Consider the following 16,252-nt stretch of genomic DNA (forward strand, 5'->3'; position numbering starts at 1 on the left):
TGCGGTTATTCCATTTACCTCTAAGCTGATGGACAAATTTTTTAATGAATTTTTATGGACAAGCAGCTTTGATAAATAATTAAACCACCATACCTGCATCCCATAAGCAAAACTCGCCAAACTTACCCTTTTTACTGGTACCACCAGCTGCGCGTCCAGCATCAGTCAATACTAGCTCACCATCTTGCGATTGTAGGTAACCCGCTGCAAGTAACTTTTCATTCAACTCTTGAGTTTTAAAGCCCAACTCTTTAGCAAGCTTGGCAGTAGTCAGTTTAGAGTAATTAGGTGTGGTTTCTGTCGTAGCATTGACAGTTGTGTTGGTAGTAGCGCTTATTGTTTTGGGACTAGGCTCAGACTTACTTTCAGTTTCGGTCACTTTTTCAAGAGACATTCTCACTTCATCACTGATACGAATGATGCGCTGCGCTTCCTCATAGGTGTCGGCATAAAGTTTGGCATCATCATTACGATAAATCAGTACGCCCATCTCATTGTTATTAACTTGGCTAAACTCATAAAGATTTAAACTGGTAATAATGCATTCATTTTCATTCAGGTAGCATTTCGCATGTAAGTTTTTGCAAAAGCTAGTACGAATAAAGGTCAGGTTTTTTAGCCAGTTTATTTCTTCAGGATGTAAATCATTCTTGCCATAAACAATGCGAATGTCGATCTTGAGACGGTTGCGGTCTTCTAATAATTCTTTGATACGTTCATTAAGCTTCAAGTATGGGCTAATAATAATCAACCTGTCAGAAGCGTTTTTAATCAACTCTTCTAAATGATACGTTGTACCACTGCTGTTTAGAAACTTTGCCATTCTTATTTCCTCAAATCTTACTATGCTTAACTTTATAACTGCACATAAAAAAGCCCATTCCTAGCGTACTAGAAATGGGCTAACTTGCAAACTACTATTGTTCAGTATTATTTCAAAATATCTATTTGGATAAGGATACTTTTAAATACTAAGCTAACCTAAATTAGGCTGGCTTATAGCTATCACGCAAGCTAACGATTTGGTTAAATACTGGCTTATCCGTGCTGTGATCTTCACTATCAGAGATGAAGTAACCTTCACGCTCAAACTGGAAGCGCGTGCCAGCATCTGCATTGACCAAAGATGGCTCAACCACTGCATTTAGCTCAGTAAGCGAGTTCGGGTTTAGCGCTTGATGAACATCAGCGACGCCACTTGGATCCTCAGCACTGAATAGCTGCTCGTACATACGTACGGTCGCTGGCACACCTTGACTGGCTGATACCCAATGAATCACGCCTTTGACCTTGCGCCCTTCAGGGTTGTTGCCCAAAGTAGCAGAATCAATCGTCGCTTTTAGCTCAACGACATTACCATTTTCATCAGTGATATGTTCAGTGACGGCTAGTACGTAGGTGTTACGCAGACGAATCTCTGGCTTTTCTGGAGAGAGACGCTTATAGCCTGCTGGCGGCTCAATCTCGTAATCACCTTGGTCAATGTATAGCGTTTCGGTGAATGGAATCTCACGCTCACCCATATCGACGTTAGGATGGTTCGGCTGAGTCAACCAAAGCGTCTGAGTCGCATCGTCAAAACGTGCATTAACGCTATCGGCTTTTTGCGACTCCCAACTGCTTACCGCCTCGCTAAAGTTAGTGATGGTCACTTTTAATGGCTTTAGTACCGCCATACCGCGACCAGTAGTCGTCTCTAACGATTGACGAACGCTAAACTCTAGCAAACGGAAATCAACCACACTATCCGCTTTTGTTACACCCACACGCTCACAAAAATCACGCAAGCCCTCTGGCGTATAACCACGGCGACGCATGCCAGCGACAGTCGGCATACGGGGATCATTCCAACCACTGACGATACCTTCATCTACTAGTTGCTTCAGCTTACGCTTACTGGTCAATGTATGGTCAACGTTTAAGCGGCTAAACTCGTACTGATGCGGCGGTACGTCAAAGCCGATTTTTGCAATAACCCAATCATAAAATGGACGATGATCTTCAAACTCAAGCGTGCATAATGAATGGGTAATTCCTTCTAACGCATCCGAGAGTGGATGAGCAAAGTCATACATCGGATAGATGCACCATTTATCACCAGTCTGATGATGCGCTTGATGCATCACGCGATAGATAACAGGATCACGCAGGTTCATATTTGGGCTGGCCATATCAATCTTGGCACGCAAAATAGCCTTTCCTTCAGCGTATTTACCGTCTTTCATATAGTTGAACAGCGCTAGATTTTCTTCAACACTGGCATCACGATATGGTGAAGGCGTTCCCGCTTCATTGAATGAACCACGGTTTTCTTTGATTTGCTCAGGGGTTTGCAAATCAACATAAGCGTCGCCTTGCTCAATCAATTGGATTGCCCATGCATGCAGTTGATCAAAATAACCTGAGGCATGATGTGCCTCTCCTGCCCACTCAAAACCTAACCACTGCACATCGTTTTTAATATTGTCGATGTAATCTTGCTTTTCGGCAGTTGGGTTGGTGTCATCAAAACGCAGGTTACACACACCGCCAAACTCTTTGGCCACACCAAAGTTTAAGCAGATAGATTTTACATGGCCTAAATGCAGGTATCCATTTGGCTCAGGCGGAAAGCGCGTTACAATTTGCTGGTATTTTTGCGCATTGACATCGTCACGAATGATATTACGAATAAAATCGTTTTTTGCTTCGTCTTTTTGTGCATTGTTGCTTGAGTGATCACTCATCGGGCATTGCTCCTAACGCAAATTGTCAGTTCATGGTGCGTGCCATCACGCATCACGAAACGTTTAAACTAAAGTGTTAAAATAAAACGAGAATATTAAAATAAAGCGAGAATATTAAAACTTAGATAGTGCGACCGCATTATCAAAATTTGTCAAAAATGGGTAAAGTTGCGTTATTCTATCAGGTTTCGCAAACGCATTAACAGCCTGATACATGACACGGGATAAAAAAGCCGTTAGACTACCCGTAACTTTTTAACCACCACTCACAATAGTGCTATTTAAGGCGCTGCAATCAAAAAGGAATATCCCATGGTAGACATGCCACCAGTAGTAGAACTTGAAACCAATATGGGTGCGATCGTTATCGAACTCAACGAAGAAAAAGCACCAAAAACCGTAGAAAACTTTTTAAACTACGTAAAATCTGGTCAGTATGACGGTACAATTTTCCATCGCATCATTGATGGTTTTATGATTCAAGGCGGCGGAATGGACGCTGAGATGAATGAAAAACCAACCAACGCGCCTATCGAAAACGAAGCGGACAACGGCCTGAAAAATGACAAAGGTACTATCGCAATGGCGCGTACCCAAGATCCGCATTCAGCGACTAGCCAGTTCTTCATCAACGTAAAAGACAACGACTTCCTAAACCACTCTGGCAAAAACATGCAAGGTTGGGGTTACACCGTATTCGGTAAAGTAACAAGCGGTATGGACGTTATCGAAAAAATGCGTAGCGTACCAACTGGTCGTTTCGGCATGCATGCTGATGTGCCAAAAGAGCCAGTTGTTATCAACTCAGCAACCATCATTACTCAGTAGTAGTTATTTAATAGCAGCTATTCAGTAATATTTACTTAGCGATAGCTGTGAATGAGCGAGCATTTTTTAATAGAATTTATTAAATCATGCTCGCTATACGATAAGTCACGAGGACAAAGATAAATGCAAAGTTTTAATCACTTAATCACGACCCGCCCTCATCAAGTGCGGCAAGTATTGATTAGCGATTTGCATTTATCGCCTCAGGAGCCTGCCTTAGTGCAGGCTTTTTTGGCGCTATTAGATGACTGTCTCGCCCTGTCAGCGCTCAAACGCCTCTTTATACTAGGTGATTGGTTTGAGGTGTGGCTAGGTGATGATACGTATTTATCCCTATTAGAAGAGAAAAGGTCAGAAGACGAGCAGATAGCGCATTGGCTCACCCTATTGATTGCAAAGCTAAAACAGCTACGTATCAATGGCTGTGAGATATTGGTCATGCACGGTAACCGTGATTTTTTATTGGGTCAGCCGTTTTGTAATCTGTTCGGTGGAGAGCTTATCAACGAACCCTATACTTTGCCTGTTGGTCAGCAGAATTATCGCTTAGAGCACGGTGACGCACTCTGTACTGATGATAAAAAATATCAGTTCTTTCGTAGAGTTATGCGCAACCGTTTAACCCAGTGGTATCTGCTCAATAAGTCATTAGAAAAACGCTTAGCCATCGCAGATAATATGCGTCAACGAAGCCAGCAGAATAATGCGAACAAAGCTGCGCATATCATGGATGTGAATGATGTGGCAGTTCGTCAGGCAATCACTGATAGCGATGCCTTATTGCACGGTCATACTCATCGTCCAGACATTCATCAGGCGACTGCTGATAAGAAACGTTATGTCTTAGGCGACTGGCGATTGTTAGATAAAGACACTCGCCAGCCGAAAGTTAGCGCCGTGATTGGTGCAGTGACAGGCGACGAGCATTCAAATGACGGTTTTAGTAGTAATGATTTAAGCAGTAATGATGCTAAGTTTGAATTGTTTGAGTTTACAATGCTTGTTTGACTTGATCATTGAACCTATCTAAAAAACAAAAGGGTCTGTTGAAATATCAACAGACCCTTTTGTTTTTTTACTACAATTCTTTGACTACACTTTTAAATAGCTTATCGCTTGCTATCTACTTAAGGTATTAGCTTAAAGAAATGCTGACGGTAGTGCTTTAGCTCACGGATAGAGTCACGAATATCATCTAGGGCTAAATGACTGCCACCTTTTTCGAAGTTCTTTAAGATATCAGGACGCCAGCGGAAACAAAGCTCTTTAATTGATGATACGTCAAGATTGCGATAATGGAAGAATCGCTCAAGCTCTGGCATTTGGCGCGCCATAAATCGACGATCTTGGCAGATAGAATTACCACACATTGGCGACTTACCACTATCGACCCATTTGTTTAGGAACTTGATGGTCTCCGCTTCGGCTTCTGCCAATGTCACCGTACTACGACGTACACGATCGACCAATCCTGACTGACCATGCTGCTTAGTATTCCAGTCATCCATTTTGTTTAAGACTTGATCTGATACCTTGATAGCAAACACAGGCCCTTCAGCAAGTACATTCAAATCTTCGTCAGTAACGACAGTAGCAATCTCGATAATCTCATCGTTTAAGGTATCAAGTCCGGTCATTTCTAAATCAATCCACACCAGCCCTTTTTTGCCTTGATTTTTGATTTTAATCTTGTTGGGATGGTCACCGGTAGTCATACAATATCCTATGGTCATTAAATTTTGGGACAGTTTTAAAGATAATTTAAAAAACGTATTGCGGTTGAATACTCATATTCAGACAGCTTTGTAATGCACTGATTGATTCAAAAAATCTAGCAAGCAGCCAAAATATTACAAAACCACTGTCTGCCGCAGACGCTTTAGGCTGTATGTTAGCAAATTTTCACGCTACACTTAGCAGTATTTTTATAATAGGTCAAAAACCCATGGCATTAATCCGGCAACGCAAACTGACTAAACAACAGATTCGTCGCATCGACAAGCAGCAACTGTCCAATCAAGATAGTATTGATGACAGTTTGATGGATGGCGTGGTCATGGCGCATTACGGTAAGCAACTAGAAGTACAAGTCACTAGCCTGCCTGCAGTGATACCTGAGCAGCCAGAGATTGCACCTGATGACCCTGAACCGTTTTGGCAAACGCTTGAATTGAATGATATTTGGCGCTGTCATGTGCGTACCAATCTACCGATGCTAGCTGCTGGCGATCAAGTGCGCTGGAATGCCGATTCTAATACTGGCTTTGGCCGTATCGAAGCGGTCAAACCGCGTACATCGCTGGTTTCTCGTCCTGACCGCTATCATAAGCTCAAACCTGTTGCCGCCAATGTCGATATTTTGGCGATTGTTTTTGCGCCATTACCTGCCGCCGCGCCAACGTTGATCGATCGCTATCTTGTGGTATGCCATCATGCAGGTGTCAAACCACTGTTGGTACTCAATAAAGCCGATTTATTGGCAGCAGAAAATGGCGTAGACACCAATGAATTATTGGCACAGTATGCCGCGCTTGGTTATGAAAACGTTCTGACTTCGGTCGATTGCCCTGAAAATATCGCCGAGAGCGATGAGCAAGAAGGCCTTGATGAACTAAAGCGTTATATAGATAAAAAGCTGGTAATCTTCGCGGGTCAATCTGGCGTCGGCAAAAGCAGCTTAATCAATGCCCTTCTGCCTGACTCTGGACAGAGCGTCAATATCATCTCACAAAACTCTAAGCTCGGTCAGCACACCACGACAACTAGCCGACTGTTGCCATTCAATCCAGAAGACCTTACCCAAGGCGGTATCGTTGATACACCAGGAATTCGTGAGTATGGCATTTGGCACCTTACCCCTGATGATATTATTTCAGGCTTTGTTGAGCTAGCACCATTGGCCGGCAGTTGCCAATTCCGTGACTGTCGCCATACTCACAACAGCAAAGGCTGCGCACTATGGCAAGCAGTAGCTGATGGTGAGGTATTGCAGCGCCGCGTTGAAAACCTCGTCACGCTACGAGAAGAGGCAGATACGAAGCCTTATTAATATTTGGCTTGTTAGTGTCCGCCTTAGTTAAAAGCGGTCTTGTGAGTAGATATTTTTATTAGGCTGAGAAGATCCATAGATAGGTACAATAACTGCCCAATTATTGCCTGTGTCATCGCCCGTTTACTATAGATGGCCTTATCGGTATAATAGCGCCTTGTTCAATATCATTGGGCTGTCTTCTCAGCTTAATAGAACACTTATTTTTTTGGAGGTATGGTTTGGATCGTGCGCTGGAATTTGTGGGCAACCACCCGTTTTTATTTGGTATATTAGCCGTACTTGCTATACTGTTTTTTACGATTGAAAACAAACGTAGCGGTAGAAAAATATCGCCTAACACGCTTGGCATGATGGTCAACTCTCAAAACGCGCAACTTATCGATATTCGCGCTAAAAAGAAGTTTGAATCAGGCTATATTCAAGGCAGCCGCAACATACCGTTCACTGACCTCAAAGACCGCTTAGAAGAGATTCGCGCGATTGAGCAGCCAGTGATTATCATCTGCGACATGGGCGTCCAAGCAGGCGCTGCGATTCAAATGATTGGTAAAGATAGTGTCTATCGCTTAGAGGGCGGTATTGGCGGCTGGCAAGGCGCTGGCATGCCGTTGGTTGGTGTAAAAGACGCCAAAGCAAAGGCTAAAGGTAAAACAAAACCAAGTCTAAGCAAGTAATAGACCTGTATAGGCACTTAAGTGAAGCGTTTATACACATTGCTTAGCTGATGTTTATGCGACCTGACTAACGTTATCAGCGCTATCAAGGCTATAAAGAAGACACCTTTTTATCAGGTGTCTTTTTTTGTGGTTTATTTTTTATGACCTATTTATCAGGTTTTACAGCACTAAAATACGTTTTGCGCCAAAACGGCTTGAATTTGTTATGCCCATCCCCACTTTAGTAATGAGCATCACCGAATGCATTTTTACTTTACTCATTGATAACAGACTATACCAACGCTTAGACTATGATAATTTATCATGCTCTCTATAATACGTTTGTTATCCCATAAATTTATAAATAAGGATTTACCATGACTGTATCTGTAAAAGTTTACACTACCCCTATCTGCCCATACTGCTCAAACGCCAAACAACTACTAAAAACCAAAGGCGTTGATTATGAAGAAATCGGCATGCACGATATGAGCAGCGAAGAGCGTCAAGCGTTGATGAAAAAAACCAATAACTACCGCACTGTGCCGCAAATCTTCGTTGGCGAAACCTTTGTTGGTGGTTTTGATGAACTTAACCAAATGAACCAACAAGGCAAACTTGACGAGCTATTGGCTGGTTAATCTGCTACCTTTCTTTACTGTCTATCTTTATTTATGTAAAGATAGACAGTGGCACGTTTTAATAGAGCAGTAAGAAGTAATAATAAAAAATATCGAGACAATACCAAAAAATAGTCTCGATTTATATTACAATGAACTTTTATTAAAATGACGATTTGCCCAATCATTTGATTTAATTTTAGAGGATTTACCATGGCTGAAGAACAAGCACAACCACAATTGGCACTAGAACGCATCTACGTAAAAGACATGTCACTTGAAGTCCCAGGCGCTAGCGTATTCACCAAAGAGTGGAACCCAGAGCTTGATATCAATTTGTCTAGCAACGCTGAAAAACTAGATGACGATCATTATCAAATCATCCTAACTGTAAGCGTTACTGCCAAAAATGCGGAAGAAGCAGCATTTATCGCTGAAGTGCATCAAGCTGGTATCTTCTTACTAAAAGATATTCCAGAAGATCAAATCGGTCAAATCCTAGGCGCATACTGCCCTAACGTGTTGTTCCCATATGCTCGTGAAGTCATCAGTGACATCGTGACGCGTGGTAGCTTCCCACAATTGCTATTAGCACCTGTGAACTTTGATCAAGCGTATGCACAGAGCCAGCAGCAAGCACAAGTTGATGCTCAAGGTAATGCTTAAGCGCTAACCAAAAATATATGAGCTCTACGAGTCGTATATTTGATAAAAGGCCGTTTACTTATAATGAGTAAGCGGTTTTTTTGTGGGTATGTTTTTATAAGGCATAAAATCATCAGCCATAAAAAAACCCTGCTATTAAACAGGGTCTTCAACGACTACATCGACTGGCTAAATCAATTAGCTAACATCGAACATTAGCCTTTTAGTGCAGATAGGATTTGCTGCTTAACGTCATCGATACCTTGCGTACCATCAAACTTGTCATAGTTAGGCGCATCATCGCCTTCTTTAGCTTTGTCTTGGTAAAAACCAACCAATGCTGATGTTTGCTCATGGTAAGTCGACAGACGGTCACGGATAGTCGCTTCTTGGTCATCTTCACGCTGGATAAGCGCTTCACCAGTGACATCATCGATGCCTTCAACCTTTGGTGGATTGTGATCGACATGATAAACACGACCTGAACCTGGATGCTGACGACGGCCAGACAAACGGCTCACGATCTCGTCATCAGGCACACTGATTTCGATAACATGATCGATAGCAACATCAGCGTCTGCAAGTGCTTGCGCTTGAGGAATAGTGCGCGGGAAACCATCTAGGATACAACCATTCACACAATCAGGCTTAGCGATACGCTCTTTCACTAGGTTGATAATGAGGTCATCAGAAACCAAACCACCAGCATTCATGATATCTTTGGCTTTTTTGCCAAGCTCGCTACCTTCTTTAATTGCTGCACGTAGCATGTCGCCAGTTGAGATCTGTGGAATATCATATTCTTTAGAAATAAACTGGGCTTGGGTACCTTTACCGGCGCCTGGTGGTCCTAGTAAAATAATACGCATCATTACACGACTCTCCTTAATAGATAGGATTTTGGGATTAATAAAACTCTGGGATTAGTTGTTTGCAAAGCTACCTTACCTTGTGGCCCTGCAAAGCTCAAGTATTTTCATTATTGATGTGACAAGTTGGCATGACTTATCTGTTCATACATGGTCAATTCAAGATAAAAAGTAATAGAATTGACTGCGTTTGAAACGCCCATTTATATATCTGGGTTCACTTCATATCTCTTTCAAATTAGAACAATCATAGCACTGCTGCTCGCGTCCGTACTGAGCAGCAGCGTCTATATAATAAATACCATTAGCGTCCGGTATTTATCATACTACTATGGCTATGGCACTTGCTGATTGATTTCCACGTTGACCTGATTTTGTTCTGCACTGATGACCACTGGATTGCCTGAGAGGTCGCCTGACTCTGCGGTAGCATTGCCACTATGGCTGATACGAGCGATGACCGCTAGCTGCACTTTATCAGAACGAGCCGATCCTAGAGTACGCTCTGGCATCATAGCATCAAGATCACTTAGGCTAATAACAGCTTCGCCTTGTTTGATATTGCTAATTGGTAGACGCTTAGCAGCAAATGGTGGACCACCTTTTACATCACGTATCGCCACAAACAGCGTATCGTCAGCTTTTACCAATGGTAACAGACTAGCATTAATTTTGATTGTCACTTCGACGCCTTCAGAGGCTTGCTGCTGCTGCATCACCACATTAGCGCTAAGCTCATCTAGACTTGATAGCGCTTGCGTATGATCACCTGGTTTGGCCGCGATACTGTCACGCAGACGTTTAATCCAGCCTTGCGCTTGATCGAAGTTACTAGCACGAGCCTCACCCATCGCCATAAGCATTTGTGCGCCTTCATGCTCTGGGTTTGTGACTAGTATGTTTTCTAACACTCGGCGGCTATTGGCATCTAACTGACCTTTATTAGCAAAGAAACTGATCTGCGCATAAGTGGTCGCAATCTCTTCGTTATCAGGTGATAGACGATAAGCGCGCGACAACGCTTCTAATGCCGAATCAGTCGCCTCTAATGACAAGAACAGCTCTGATAAACGCATCCAGCGATTATAGTCGCTAGCATGACGATATACATTAGTCTGCATGGCACTAATCAGCTGATTACCATCCTCAATTGCCCAAGCAGGTGGTTGATCGATTCTACCTGTCAGTAAGTCATCCGCCACTTGACCGACTTTGTCCTCGGCAGCCCACAGCTCAAAGACAGGTGTGCGATCACCGACCATCAGATATGCCATGGCAGTCAATACAGGCACCCAAACCATAATAATCAATCGGCTTTTGATACCTGGCGTGACCATCGGTGACACTTCTCGCTGGGCATCCAAAAGCTGACGTTCAAGCTCAAGCTTCTGGTTTTGATAGTGATGGTCATCAATGATACCACTGTCTTTGTCTGTTTTCAGCTCTGCTAGTCGCTCACGAAACACAGCAACGTTGATATCCAGCAGTTGATTGTCCACAGGCTTACTATGCGAACGCGGTGCTCTTAGCCACGGCTTAATAGTGATAATGCCCAATAGTAGAGCGACAAGTAAACTCAGCGCAATAAATAAGCCAACAGTAGAAAATATGGTCATTTTTTGCCCCCAAGGCTTGTAGTGTCGTCTTTGTCATCGTTATTGGCTCGTGACAATAAGCGATCAAGTTCTGCTTTTTCAGCGGCAGACAACGCTTTAACATGGTTGTCTACTGCGACACCACTCTCGCCGCTGGCGACAAGCTGACGGCGTTTACTTTGCCAAAACCAACCGACCAATAAAACGATCAATAATAATGGTGGGAAAAACCATAAAATCCATGTCGAAGGGCGTACTGGCGGCTTGTAGCTGATAAAGTCGCCATAGCGCTCTTGCATATAGGCTCGAATCTCGCCATCACTACGACCATCTTTTATCAAATCATAGGTTTTTTGCTTTAAGTCTTGGGCAATTGGCGCATCAGACCCTGCCAAGTTTTGGTTTTGACATTTCGGGCAGCGTAGCTCTTCGATAAGACCGCGATACTGGGCTTCTTGTTGCACAGAGTCAAAATCGTAGACATCAATGGCAGCAAAGCTTGCCATACTGAATAGACAAGCGATAAACAAGCTTGTTAACTTTATGGTCGCATTTCTTATTTGGTAGGCTATCATTTGCACGCCTCCGCAACTTGGCTCGGATCTGGACTGACACCATTATTACTAGCGTCATTGAGCACCATCAAGCAAGGCGTAATACGACTTTGCCAATTGCTCTCATTGATCTCACCGATGATATGCTGACGAATAATCCCATCTCCATCGACGATGAAAGTCTCAGGTGCACCTGTCAGACCCAAATCTAGAGCAAACTGTCCTGACAAGTCCTGAATAGACATAGAGAACGGGTCACCACCGCGATTAAGATACCCTAACGCATCCCCAATATCATCTTTGTAGTTTACGCCTACTAAGTTAACACCGCGCTCTTCTAGCTTCATCAAAAAAGGATGCTCAATGATACAAGTTGGACACCAAGAGCCCCAAATATTCATGAGGAATGGCTTATCTGGCAAGTTGTCATTGGTCATGATACGACTGGTATCTGATAATAATGGCAACTCAAAAGCAGGTACTGGACGCTCAAGCGCTGTATTGGTCACGATATCAGTCGGTTTGCCCAAACGCATATAGAGCATAGCGACCAAACCAATAAAGATAACCAGCGGAATCAAAAACCCAATTTTAAGCCTTTTCTTAGTTTTTACTTTATTGCTGCTAGCAACTTTAGGGTCGTTGACAGATTCTTGCTGAGCTTTTCTATCCGATTCATTGTTTGAGGTAGTCATATTAACGCTCCCCTATCTTTGTAGCTGACGTATCCAAATCTGCAACCGTCGCAAAGCCTGATTTTTTGGCCGCGATTTGCGCAGGTGTTTTGGTTTTTTTGATACGGTAACGATTGTCTAGCATACTGAGCAATGCACCAAACGCCATGATAAGTGCACCTAACCATATCCAGCGGATCAGCGGTTTGACATAGATACGGAAAGCCCATTCATTGCTATCTTCAGCAATCGGCTCACCAAGTGCTACGTACACATCGCGCATCAGATTGGCATCAATCGCAGCTTCTGTCATCGGCATCATACTGATAATATAGTTACGCTTTTCAGGATATAACGTGGTCACTTCTTGACCGTCTTTACTGACCGTTACTTCTGCTTGCGTAGCGTCAAAGTTACTGCCTTTTACTTCACTAAAGCCTTTCACCGTAAAGTCATAGCCTTGCACATTGACACTGTCATTAGGCCCTAACGCCACATCGCGCTCAATGCTCAACGTACTAGTAAATGCCACGCCGATAACTGCAATGATGACGCCAATATGAGCGGTCTGTTGACCCCAATAACTTAGACGTAACTGACGTAAGCCGTTTAAGCGACTCGGTGCATTTTTGGTTTTGTCTTTGAAATCGACAACCATCCATAACAACACCCAAAAGCTCACGGCCAACGTAACACCGATATTTAGCATCGCTGATGGACTGGTGAAATAGGTGATAATGGCGGCCAATACCAAACTACTTACCGCGATAACCATGCCAGCACCCAATAACGGGCGGCTGTCTTGTTTCCAGCGAATATTAGAGCCCATACCCATCGCCACCAGTAGCAGCCATGTCAACGGCACAAACAGGGCGTTGAAGTATGGAGGGCCAACAGATACCTGACCTAAGTTAAAGGCATCAGCAATAATAGGATATAGCGTACCAAGTAGTACCACTAAGGTTGAAATGAGAATAATAACGTTGTTAATCACCAAAAATGATTCACGTGAGATTAGTCGATACTGACTCTCGACCGTCAAACGCCAACCACGTACAGCAAACATCAACAGACCACCGCCGACGATGATACCGAGAATGACTAGAATCACTAGACCACGCGTTGGATCAGCGGCAAATGAATGCACTGACGTAATGACACCTGAACGTACTAAGAACGTGCCAAGCAAGCTAAGCGCAAAAGCAAAGATTGCGAGCATGATTGTCCATGCTTTAAACACACCGCGTTTTTCAGTGACAGCAAGTGAATGCAGTAGCGCTGTTCCTGCCAACCATGGCATTAATGAGGCGTTCTCTACTGGATCCCAGAACCACCAACCGCCCCAGCCAAGCTCATAATAAGCCCACCAAGAACCAAGCGCGATACCGACTGTTAAGAAACCCCAAGCCGCCAATGCCCATGGACGCGACCAACGTGTCCATACCGCATCCAAGCGCCCTTCCCACAGTGCTGCCATACAAAACGCAAATGGCACAACCATACCCACGTAACCCATATAAAGCATCGGTGGGTGAATAATCAGACCAAAATCTTGCAATACAGGGTTTAGATCCGCACCATCAACAGGCAAATTGGGTAATGTGCGATCAAATGGCGATGAGGTAAAGATAAGCATCGCTAGCATCATCATCTGCACGCCTGCCAATATCACCAGCACTCGCGCACGCATAGACAACGGCAACCCACGACTGAAGTAAGAGACCAGCGCACACCAAGTGGCCATGATGGTCATCCAAAGCAGCAGCGAGCCTTCATGCCCGCCCCATGTCGCCGACAGCTTGTAGTACCAAGGCAGCAATGTATTGGAATGCTGAGTGACATAGACGAGACTAAAATCGTTGTAATAAAAGCCTGCCATCAGCGCAGCAAATGAGGTAATCATTGCCGCAAATTGTGCCCATGCCAGACTTGGCGCCAAACGCTGCCAAGCGACGTGGTCACGCATGACGCCAATGGTTGGTAGTACCACCTGCAAAATCGCCAATATAAAAGCGGCCAGCAAGGCAAAATAACCCAATTCTGTGATTAACATACGGTCTAACCTTGTTTACCTTGGATACAATTAAGGGTTCACCGATGGCATTGCTAGCCACTGGCAAACGCTAATAGTCCTTTATGCGGTCATAGTTTACGGTTAAAAACTGAGGTTTCAATTGCTGTAGAAGCACATAAAACCCGCTACTATCATTGTGACGTACCAATATGAATGATTGATACAAAATGCTTATCTGTTGTTAATTTTACATTTTTTAGTTATTCAAAGCTTATTCAATACAGCCATTCATGACTAATTAAAAATACTTATTGATGCATTACTGCATCGAGGGGAAAAATACTAACACTAAATGCAACCAACCTGCTAGAAAACCGGTCAAACCGCCCAAAACAATCAACGTCATCTCATCCTCACGGAAAGCGGGACGCAATAGATTCTGAAACTCATTTGGCGTAAGCGCACGTATTCTATCGCGAAACAGACCAAATATCTTACTGGCTCGGCTTTCATTTAGCTCAGGATCTCGCAGTGGTACCATCGTTGCGACAATAGATTTGTCAATAATGGTATTTTTGAGTTGGCCATAATCGCGGCGTCCCAACCCCACACGTAGTGTCGTGCTAATCACTGGTGACTCTAGTACCGTATATAGATGCGATTTCATCAAATCACGGGTTTGCGCTGAGCGATCACCATACATCATCTCATTCATGATGTTTTCTAGAGTGACCAAATCCTTTACCACAATTTCAGCAAAAACCTCAGAAACTTCCTCTTGGCGCTTCATAAAGCCGCCTTGCAAACGATACTTTGCGATATGTGGTATGACGGGTTTGATAAATGGAAAGCGACTCTGCACCGAAAACAGCTTCAAATAAGGTATAAAGTGTGGCTCTACTGGATTAAACACCATCCAAATGGCAATCCAATTGGTGAGAAAACCCCAAATCGCGGCAAAGAACGGCACGGTCCAATGCTGTGGCACCACCAAAAATATAAACATCTGGATAATACCAAATACCAGACCAATCAAAGCACTGATGTGCCAGATAAAATCGATCTCTTTTTGCCCAACCTTTAAAAACATATTGACCATCAGGCGACGATCGTTTTCCATGGTGTTGACAATCATTTTGCGCATATCGACCAAGTCTTCGACATGGTAAGTCAAATCTGTCACCAGCGACTGCATAATACTAGGTAGCTCTTTGTGTGCTTGCGCATAGACACGGCGCTTTAGGGCGTAAGGTAGATTGCCCCACAATGCTGGCGAGTGATCCAGCATAATCTCATCAATCAATGGCTCAAGGTTTTTGTCTACCGTGTCGGTGACAAATATCGCCATTTGCTCAGGCTCCATCGCCTTAAAAAACTCATCAAGCGAACCGAGTTTTGAGAGCGTCTGGTCAACGATAACCCCTGATATCTTGCCCGCTTTGCGCGGAACGATACCTTGCCAACCAATACCTGGCAACCCAAAAAATGGGAAGTTAGGAATACGAATACCCCAGAACTTGACCGGATAGAACAGCATCTTGAGCGCCATCCACACATGTACCCAAGTGACGAATGCCGTCACTGGTGGGATGGTCAGCATGGCAAAAAACTCTGGGTGTTCAGCTATCGTCTGCCATAATGAATTTACGTCCATGACTTATCTAGTCCCTGACAGGTTGATTGTCGTTGCTAATATTGTCGCTACTGATAACGAGGCTTTAGCAAAATGAGAACGTTTCAAAAGACGCTCCGCCCATAATAACTACTATAAAATAAATCGCCTGATTTTAGCATACTTGCCATTTATTAGCACATATAGACCAACGGCAAGTTGTGACTAAAAATGACATGGTTCATATCGTCTGTTAACCGATAAAAACCTAAATATAAGCCAGTTCTTGGTCAGTAGATAAACAAGACAAAATATATGACTGAGTACTGCGCCTGCTCATTTGTTCTGTTATAATTTGTAGTGCAATAACAAAGACTACCTGCGTATAAATGACTGCATGACGATTT

General features: G+C 43.6%; 15 protein-coding genes. 6 read left to right on the plus strand and 9 right to left on the minus strand.

The features are described from left to right. Positions 1-79: 79 nt before the first annotated feature. The gene (locus SJY28_RS13085) at positions 80-823 is read right to left on the minus strand and encodes a phospholipase D family protein (RefSeq protein ID WP_379544811.1); all 744 of its coding nucleotides are present in this window, start codon (positions 821-823) and stop codon (positions 80-82) included. A 163-nt stretch (positions 824-986) separates the two neighbouring features. Then, entirely contained in the window at positions 987-2,726 is a 1,740-nt protein-coding gene (locus SJY28_RS13090) for a glutamine--tRNA ligase/YqeY domain fusion protein (protein ID WP_379544812.1), read from the minus strand. A 312-nt stretch (positions 2,727-3,038) separates the two neighbouring features. On the opposite strand from SJY28_RS13090, the gene SJY28_RS13095 reads away from it, so the two are divergent. Both SJY28_RS13095 and SJY28_RS13100 read left to right on the plus strand, forming a co-directional pair. Further along, positions 3,039-3,554 (plus strand): peptidylprolyl isomerase, encoded by a 516-nt coding sequence (locus SJY28_RS13095; RefSeq protein ID WP_057760980.1) that lies wholly within the window; start codon positions 3,039-3,041, stop codon positions 3,552-3,554. 123 nt (positions 3,555-3,677) lie between these two features. After that, entirely contained in the window at positions 3,678-4,562 is an 885-nt protein-coding gene (locus SJY28_RS13100; protein ID WP_379544813.1) for a UDP-2,3-diacylglucosamine diphosphatase, read from the plus strand. Positions 4,563-4,681: 119 nt separating this feature from the next. On the opposite strand, the gene orn is transcribed toward SJY28_RS13100, so the two are convergent. Next, positions 4,682-5,269 (minus strand): oligoribonuclease, encoded by a 588-nt coding sequence (orn, locus tag SJY28_RS13105; protein WP_057760984.1) that lies wholly within the window; start codon positions 5,267-5,269, stop codon positions 4,682-4,684. Positions 5,270-5,499: 230 nt separating this feature from the next. Here orn and rsgA point away from each other — a divergent pair, with 230 nt between their 5' ends. The 4 genes from rsgA to secB all read left to right on the plus strand — a co-directional run bounded on the left by rsgA (position 5,500) and on the right by secB (position 8,548). Next, the gene (gene rsgA / locus SJY28_RS13110; protein WP_379544815.1) at positions 5,500-6,603 is read left to right on the plus strand and encodes a ribosome small subunit-dependent GTPase A; all 1,104 of its coding nucleotides are present in this window, start codon (positions 5,500-5,502) and stop codon (positions 6,601-6,603) included. A 221-nt stretch (positions 6,604-6,824) separates the two neighbouring features. After that, complete coding sequence (locus SJY28_RS13115) at positions 6,825-7,280, plus strand: rhodanese-like domain-containing protein (RefSeq protein WP_057760987.1); 456 nt, start codon at positions 6,825-6,827, stop codon at positions 7,278-7,280. Positions 7,281-7,639: 359 nt separating this feature from the next. Next, a complete protein-coding gene (gene grxC, locus SJY28_RS13120; RefSeq protein ID WP_021813631.1) occupies positions 7,640-7,903 on the plus strand; it encodes a glutaredoxin 3 in 264 nt (87 codons plus the stop codon). A 192-nt stretch (positions 7,904-8,095) separates the two neighbouring features. Further along, positions 8,096-8,548, plus strand: a complete 453-nt coding sequence (secB, locus tag SJY28_RS13125; protein ID WP_057760989.1) for a protein-export chaperone SecB — start codon at positions 8,096-8,098, stop codon at positions 8,546-8,548. A gap of 194 nt (positions 8,549-8,742) precedes the next feature. Here secB and adk read toward each other — a convergent pair whose 3' ends face one another. From adk to SJY28_RS13155, 6 genes are all read right to left on the minus strand, one after another. Next, entirely contained in the window at positions 8,743-9,396 is a 654-nt protein-coding gene (gene adk, locus SJY28_RS13130; protein ID WP_180952604.1) for an adenylate kinase, read from the minus strand. A gap of 335 nt (positions 9,397-9,731) precedes the next feature. Next, positions 9,732-11,012 carry a c-type cytochrome biogenesis protein CcmI gene (ccmI, locus tag SJY28_RS13135; protein WP_379544816.1) on the minus strand — a complete coding sequence of 427 codons (1,281 nt, stop codon included), beginning with the start codon at positions 11,010-11,012 and terminating at the stop codon, positions 9,732-9,734. Further along, the gene (locus tag SJY28_RS13140; protein ID WP_379545001.1) at positions 11,009-11,497 is read right to left on the minus strand and encodes a cytochrome c-type biogenesis protein; all 489 of its coding nucleotides are present in this window, start codon (positions 11,495-11,497) and stop codon (positions 11,009-11,011) included. Before SJY28_RS13140 ends, ccmI begins: the two co-directional genes overlap by 4 nt. A 65-nt stretch (positions 11,498-11,562) precedes the next feature. Next, on the minus strand, positions 11,563-12,240 hold the full coding sequence (locus SJY28_RS13145) for a DsbE family thiol:disulfide interchange protein (RefSeq protein ID WP_379544817.1): 678 nt from the start codon (positions 12,238-12,240) through the stop codon (positions 11,563-11,565). Position 12,241: 1 nt separating this feature from the next. Beyond that, a complete protein-coding gene (locus SJY28_RS13150; protein ID WP_201571266.1) occupies positions 12,242-14,272 on the minus strand; it encodes a heme lyase CcmF/NrfE family subunit in 2,031 nt (676 codons plus the stop codon). Between the two features lie 280 nt (positions 14,273-14,552). Beyond that, positions 14,553-15,887 carry a hypothetical protein gene (locus tag SJY28_RS13155; RefSeq protein ID WP_102093742.1) on the minus strand — a complete coding sequence of 445 codons (1,335 nt, stop codon included), beginning with the start codon at positions 15,885-15,887 and terminating at the stop codon, positions 14,553-14,555. Positions 15,888-16,252 lie beyond the last annotated feature (365 nt).

The sequence above is a fragment of the Psychrobacter sp. R86515 genome (assembly GCF_042466315.1).
Classification (GTDB): Bacteria; Pseudomonadota; Gammaproteobacteria; order Pseudomonadales; family Moraxellaceae; genus Psychrobacter.

Coding starts and splice junctions, on each gene's coding strand:
- rsgA (WP_379544815.1), top strand. CDS start 5,500: ATGGCATTAATCCGGCAACGCAAACTGACTAAACAACAGATTCGTCGC.
- SJY28_RS13150 (WP_201571266.1), bottom strand. CDS start 14,272: ATGTTAATCACAGAATTGGGTTATTTTGCCTTGCTGGCCGCTTTTATA.
- SJY28_RS13100 (WP_379544813.1), top strand. CDS start 3,678: ATGCAAAGTTTTAATCACTTAATCACGACCCGCCCTCATCAAGTGCGG.
- SJY28_RS13140 (WP_379545001.1), bottom strand. CDS start 11,497: ATGGCAAGCTTTGCTGCCATTGATGTCTACGATTTTGACTCTGTGCAA.
- secB (WP_057760989.1), top strand. CDS start 8,096: ATGGCTGAAGAACAAGCACAACCACAATTGGCACTAGAACGCATCTAC.
- grxC (WP_021813631.1), top strand. CDS start 7,640: ATGACTGTATCTGTAAAAGTTTACACTACCCCTATCTGCCCATACTGC.
- adk (WP_180952604.1), bottom strand. CDS start 9,396: ATGCGTATTATTTTACTAGGACCACCAGGCGCCGGTAAAGGTACCCAA.
- orn (WP_057760984.1), bottom strand. CDS start 5,269: ATGACTACCGGTGACCATCCCAACAAGATTAAAATCAAAAATCAAGGC.
- SJY28_RS13155 (WP_102093742.1), bottom strand. CDS start 15,887: ATGGACGTAAATTCATTATGGCAGACGATAGCTGAACACCCAGAGTTT.
- SJY28_RS13085 (WP_379544811.1), bottom strand. CDS start 823: ATGGCAAAGTTTCTAAACAGCAGTGGTACAACGTATCATTTAGAAGAG.
- SJY28_RS13095 (WP_057760980.1), top strand. CDS start 3,039: ATGGTAGACATGCCACCAGTAGTAGAACTTGAAACCAATATGGGTGCG.
- SJY28_RS13145 (WP_379544817.1), bottom strand. CDS start 12,240: ATGACTACCTCAAACAATGAATCGGATAGAAAAGCTCAGCAAGAATCT.
- ccmI (WP_379544816.1), bottom strand. CDS start 11,012: ATGACCATATTTTCTACTGTTGGCTTATTTATTGCGCTGAGTTTACTT.
- SJY28_RS13090 (WP_379544812.1), bottom strand. CDS start 2,726: ATGAGTGATCACTCAAGCAACAATGCACAAAAAGACGAAGCAAAAAAC.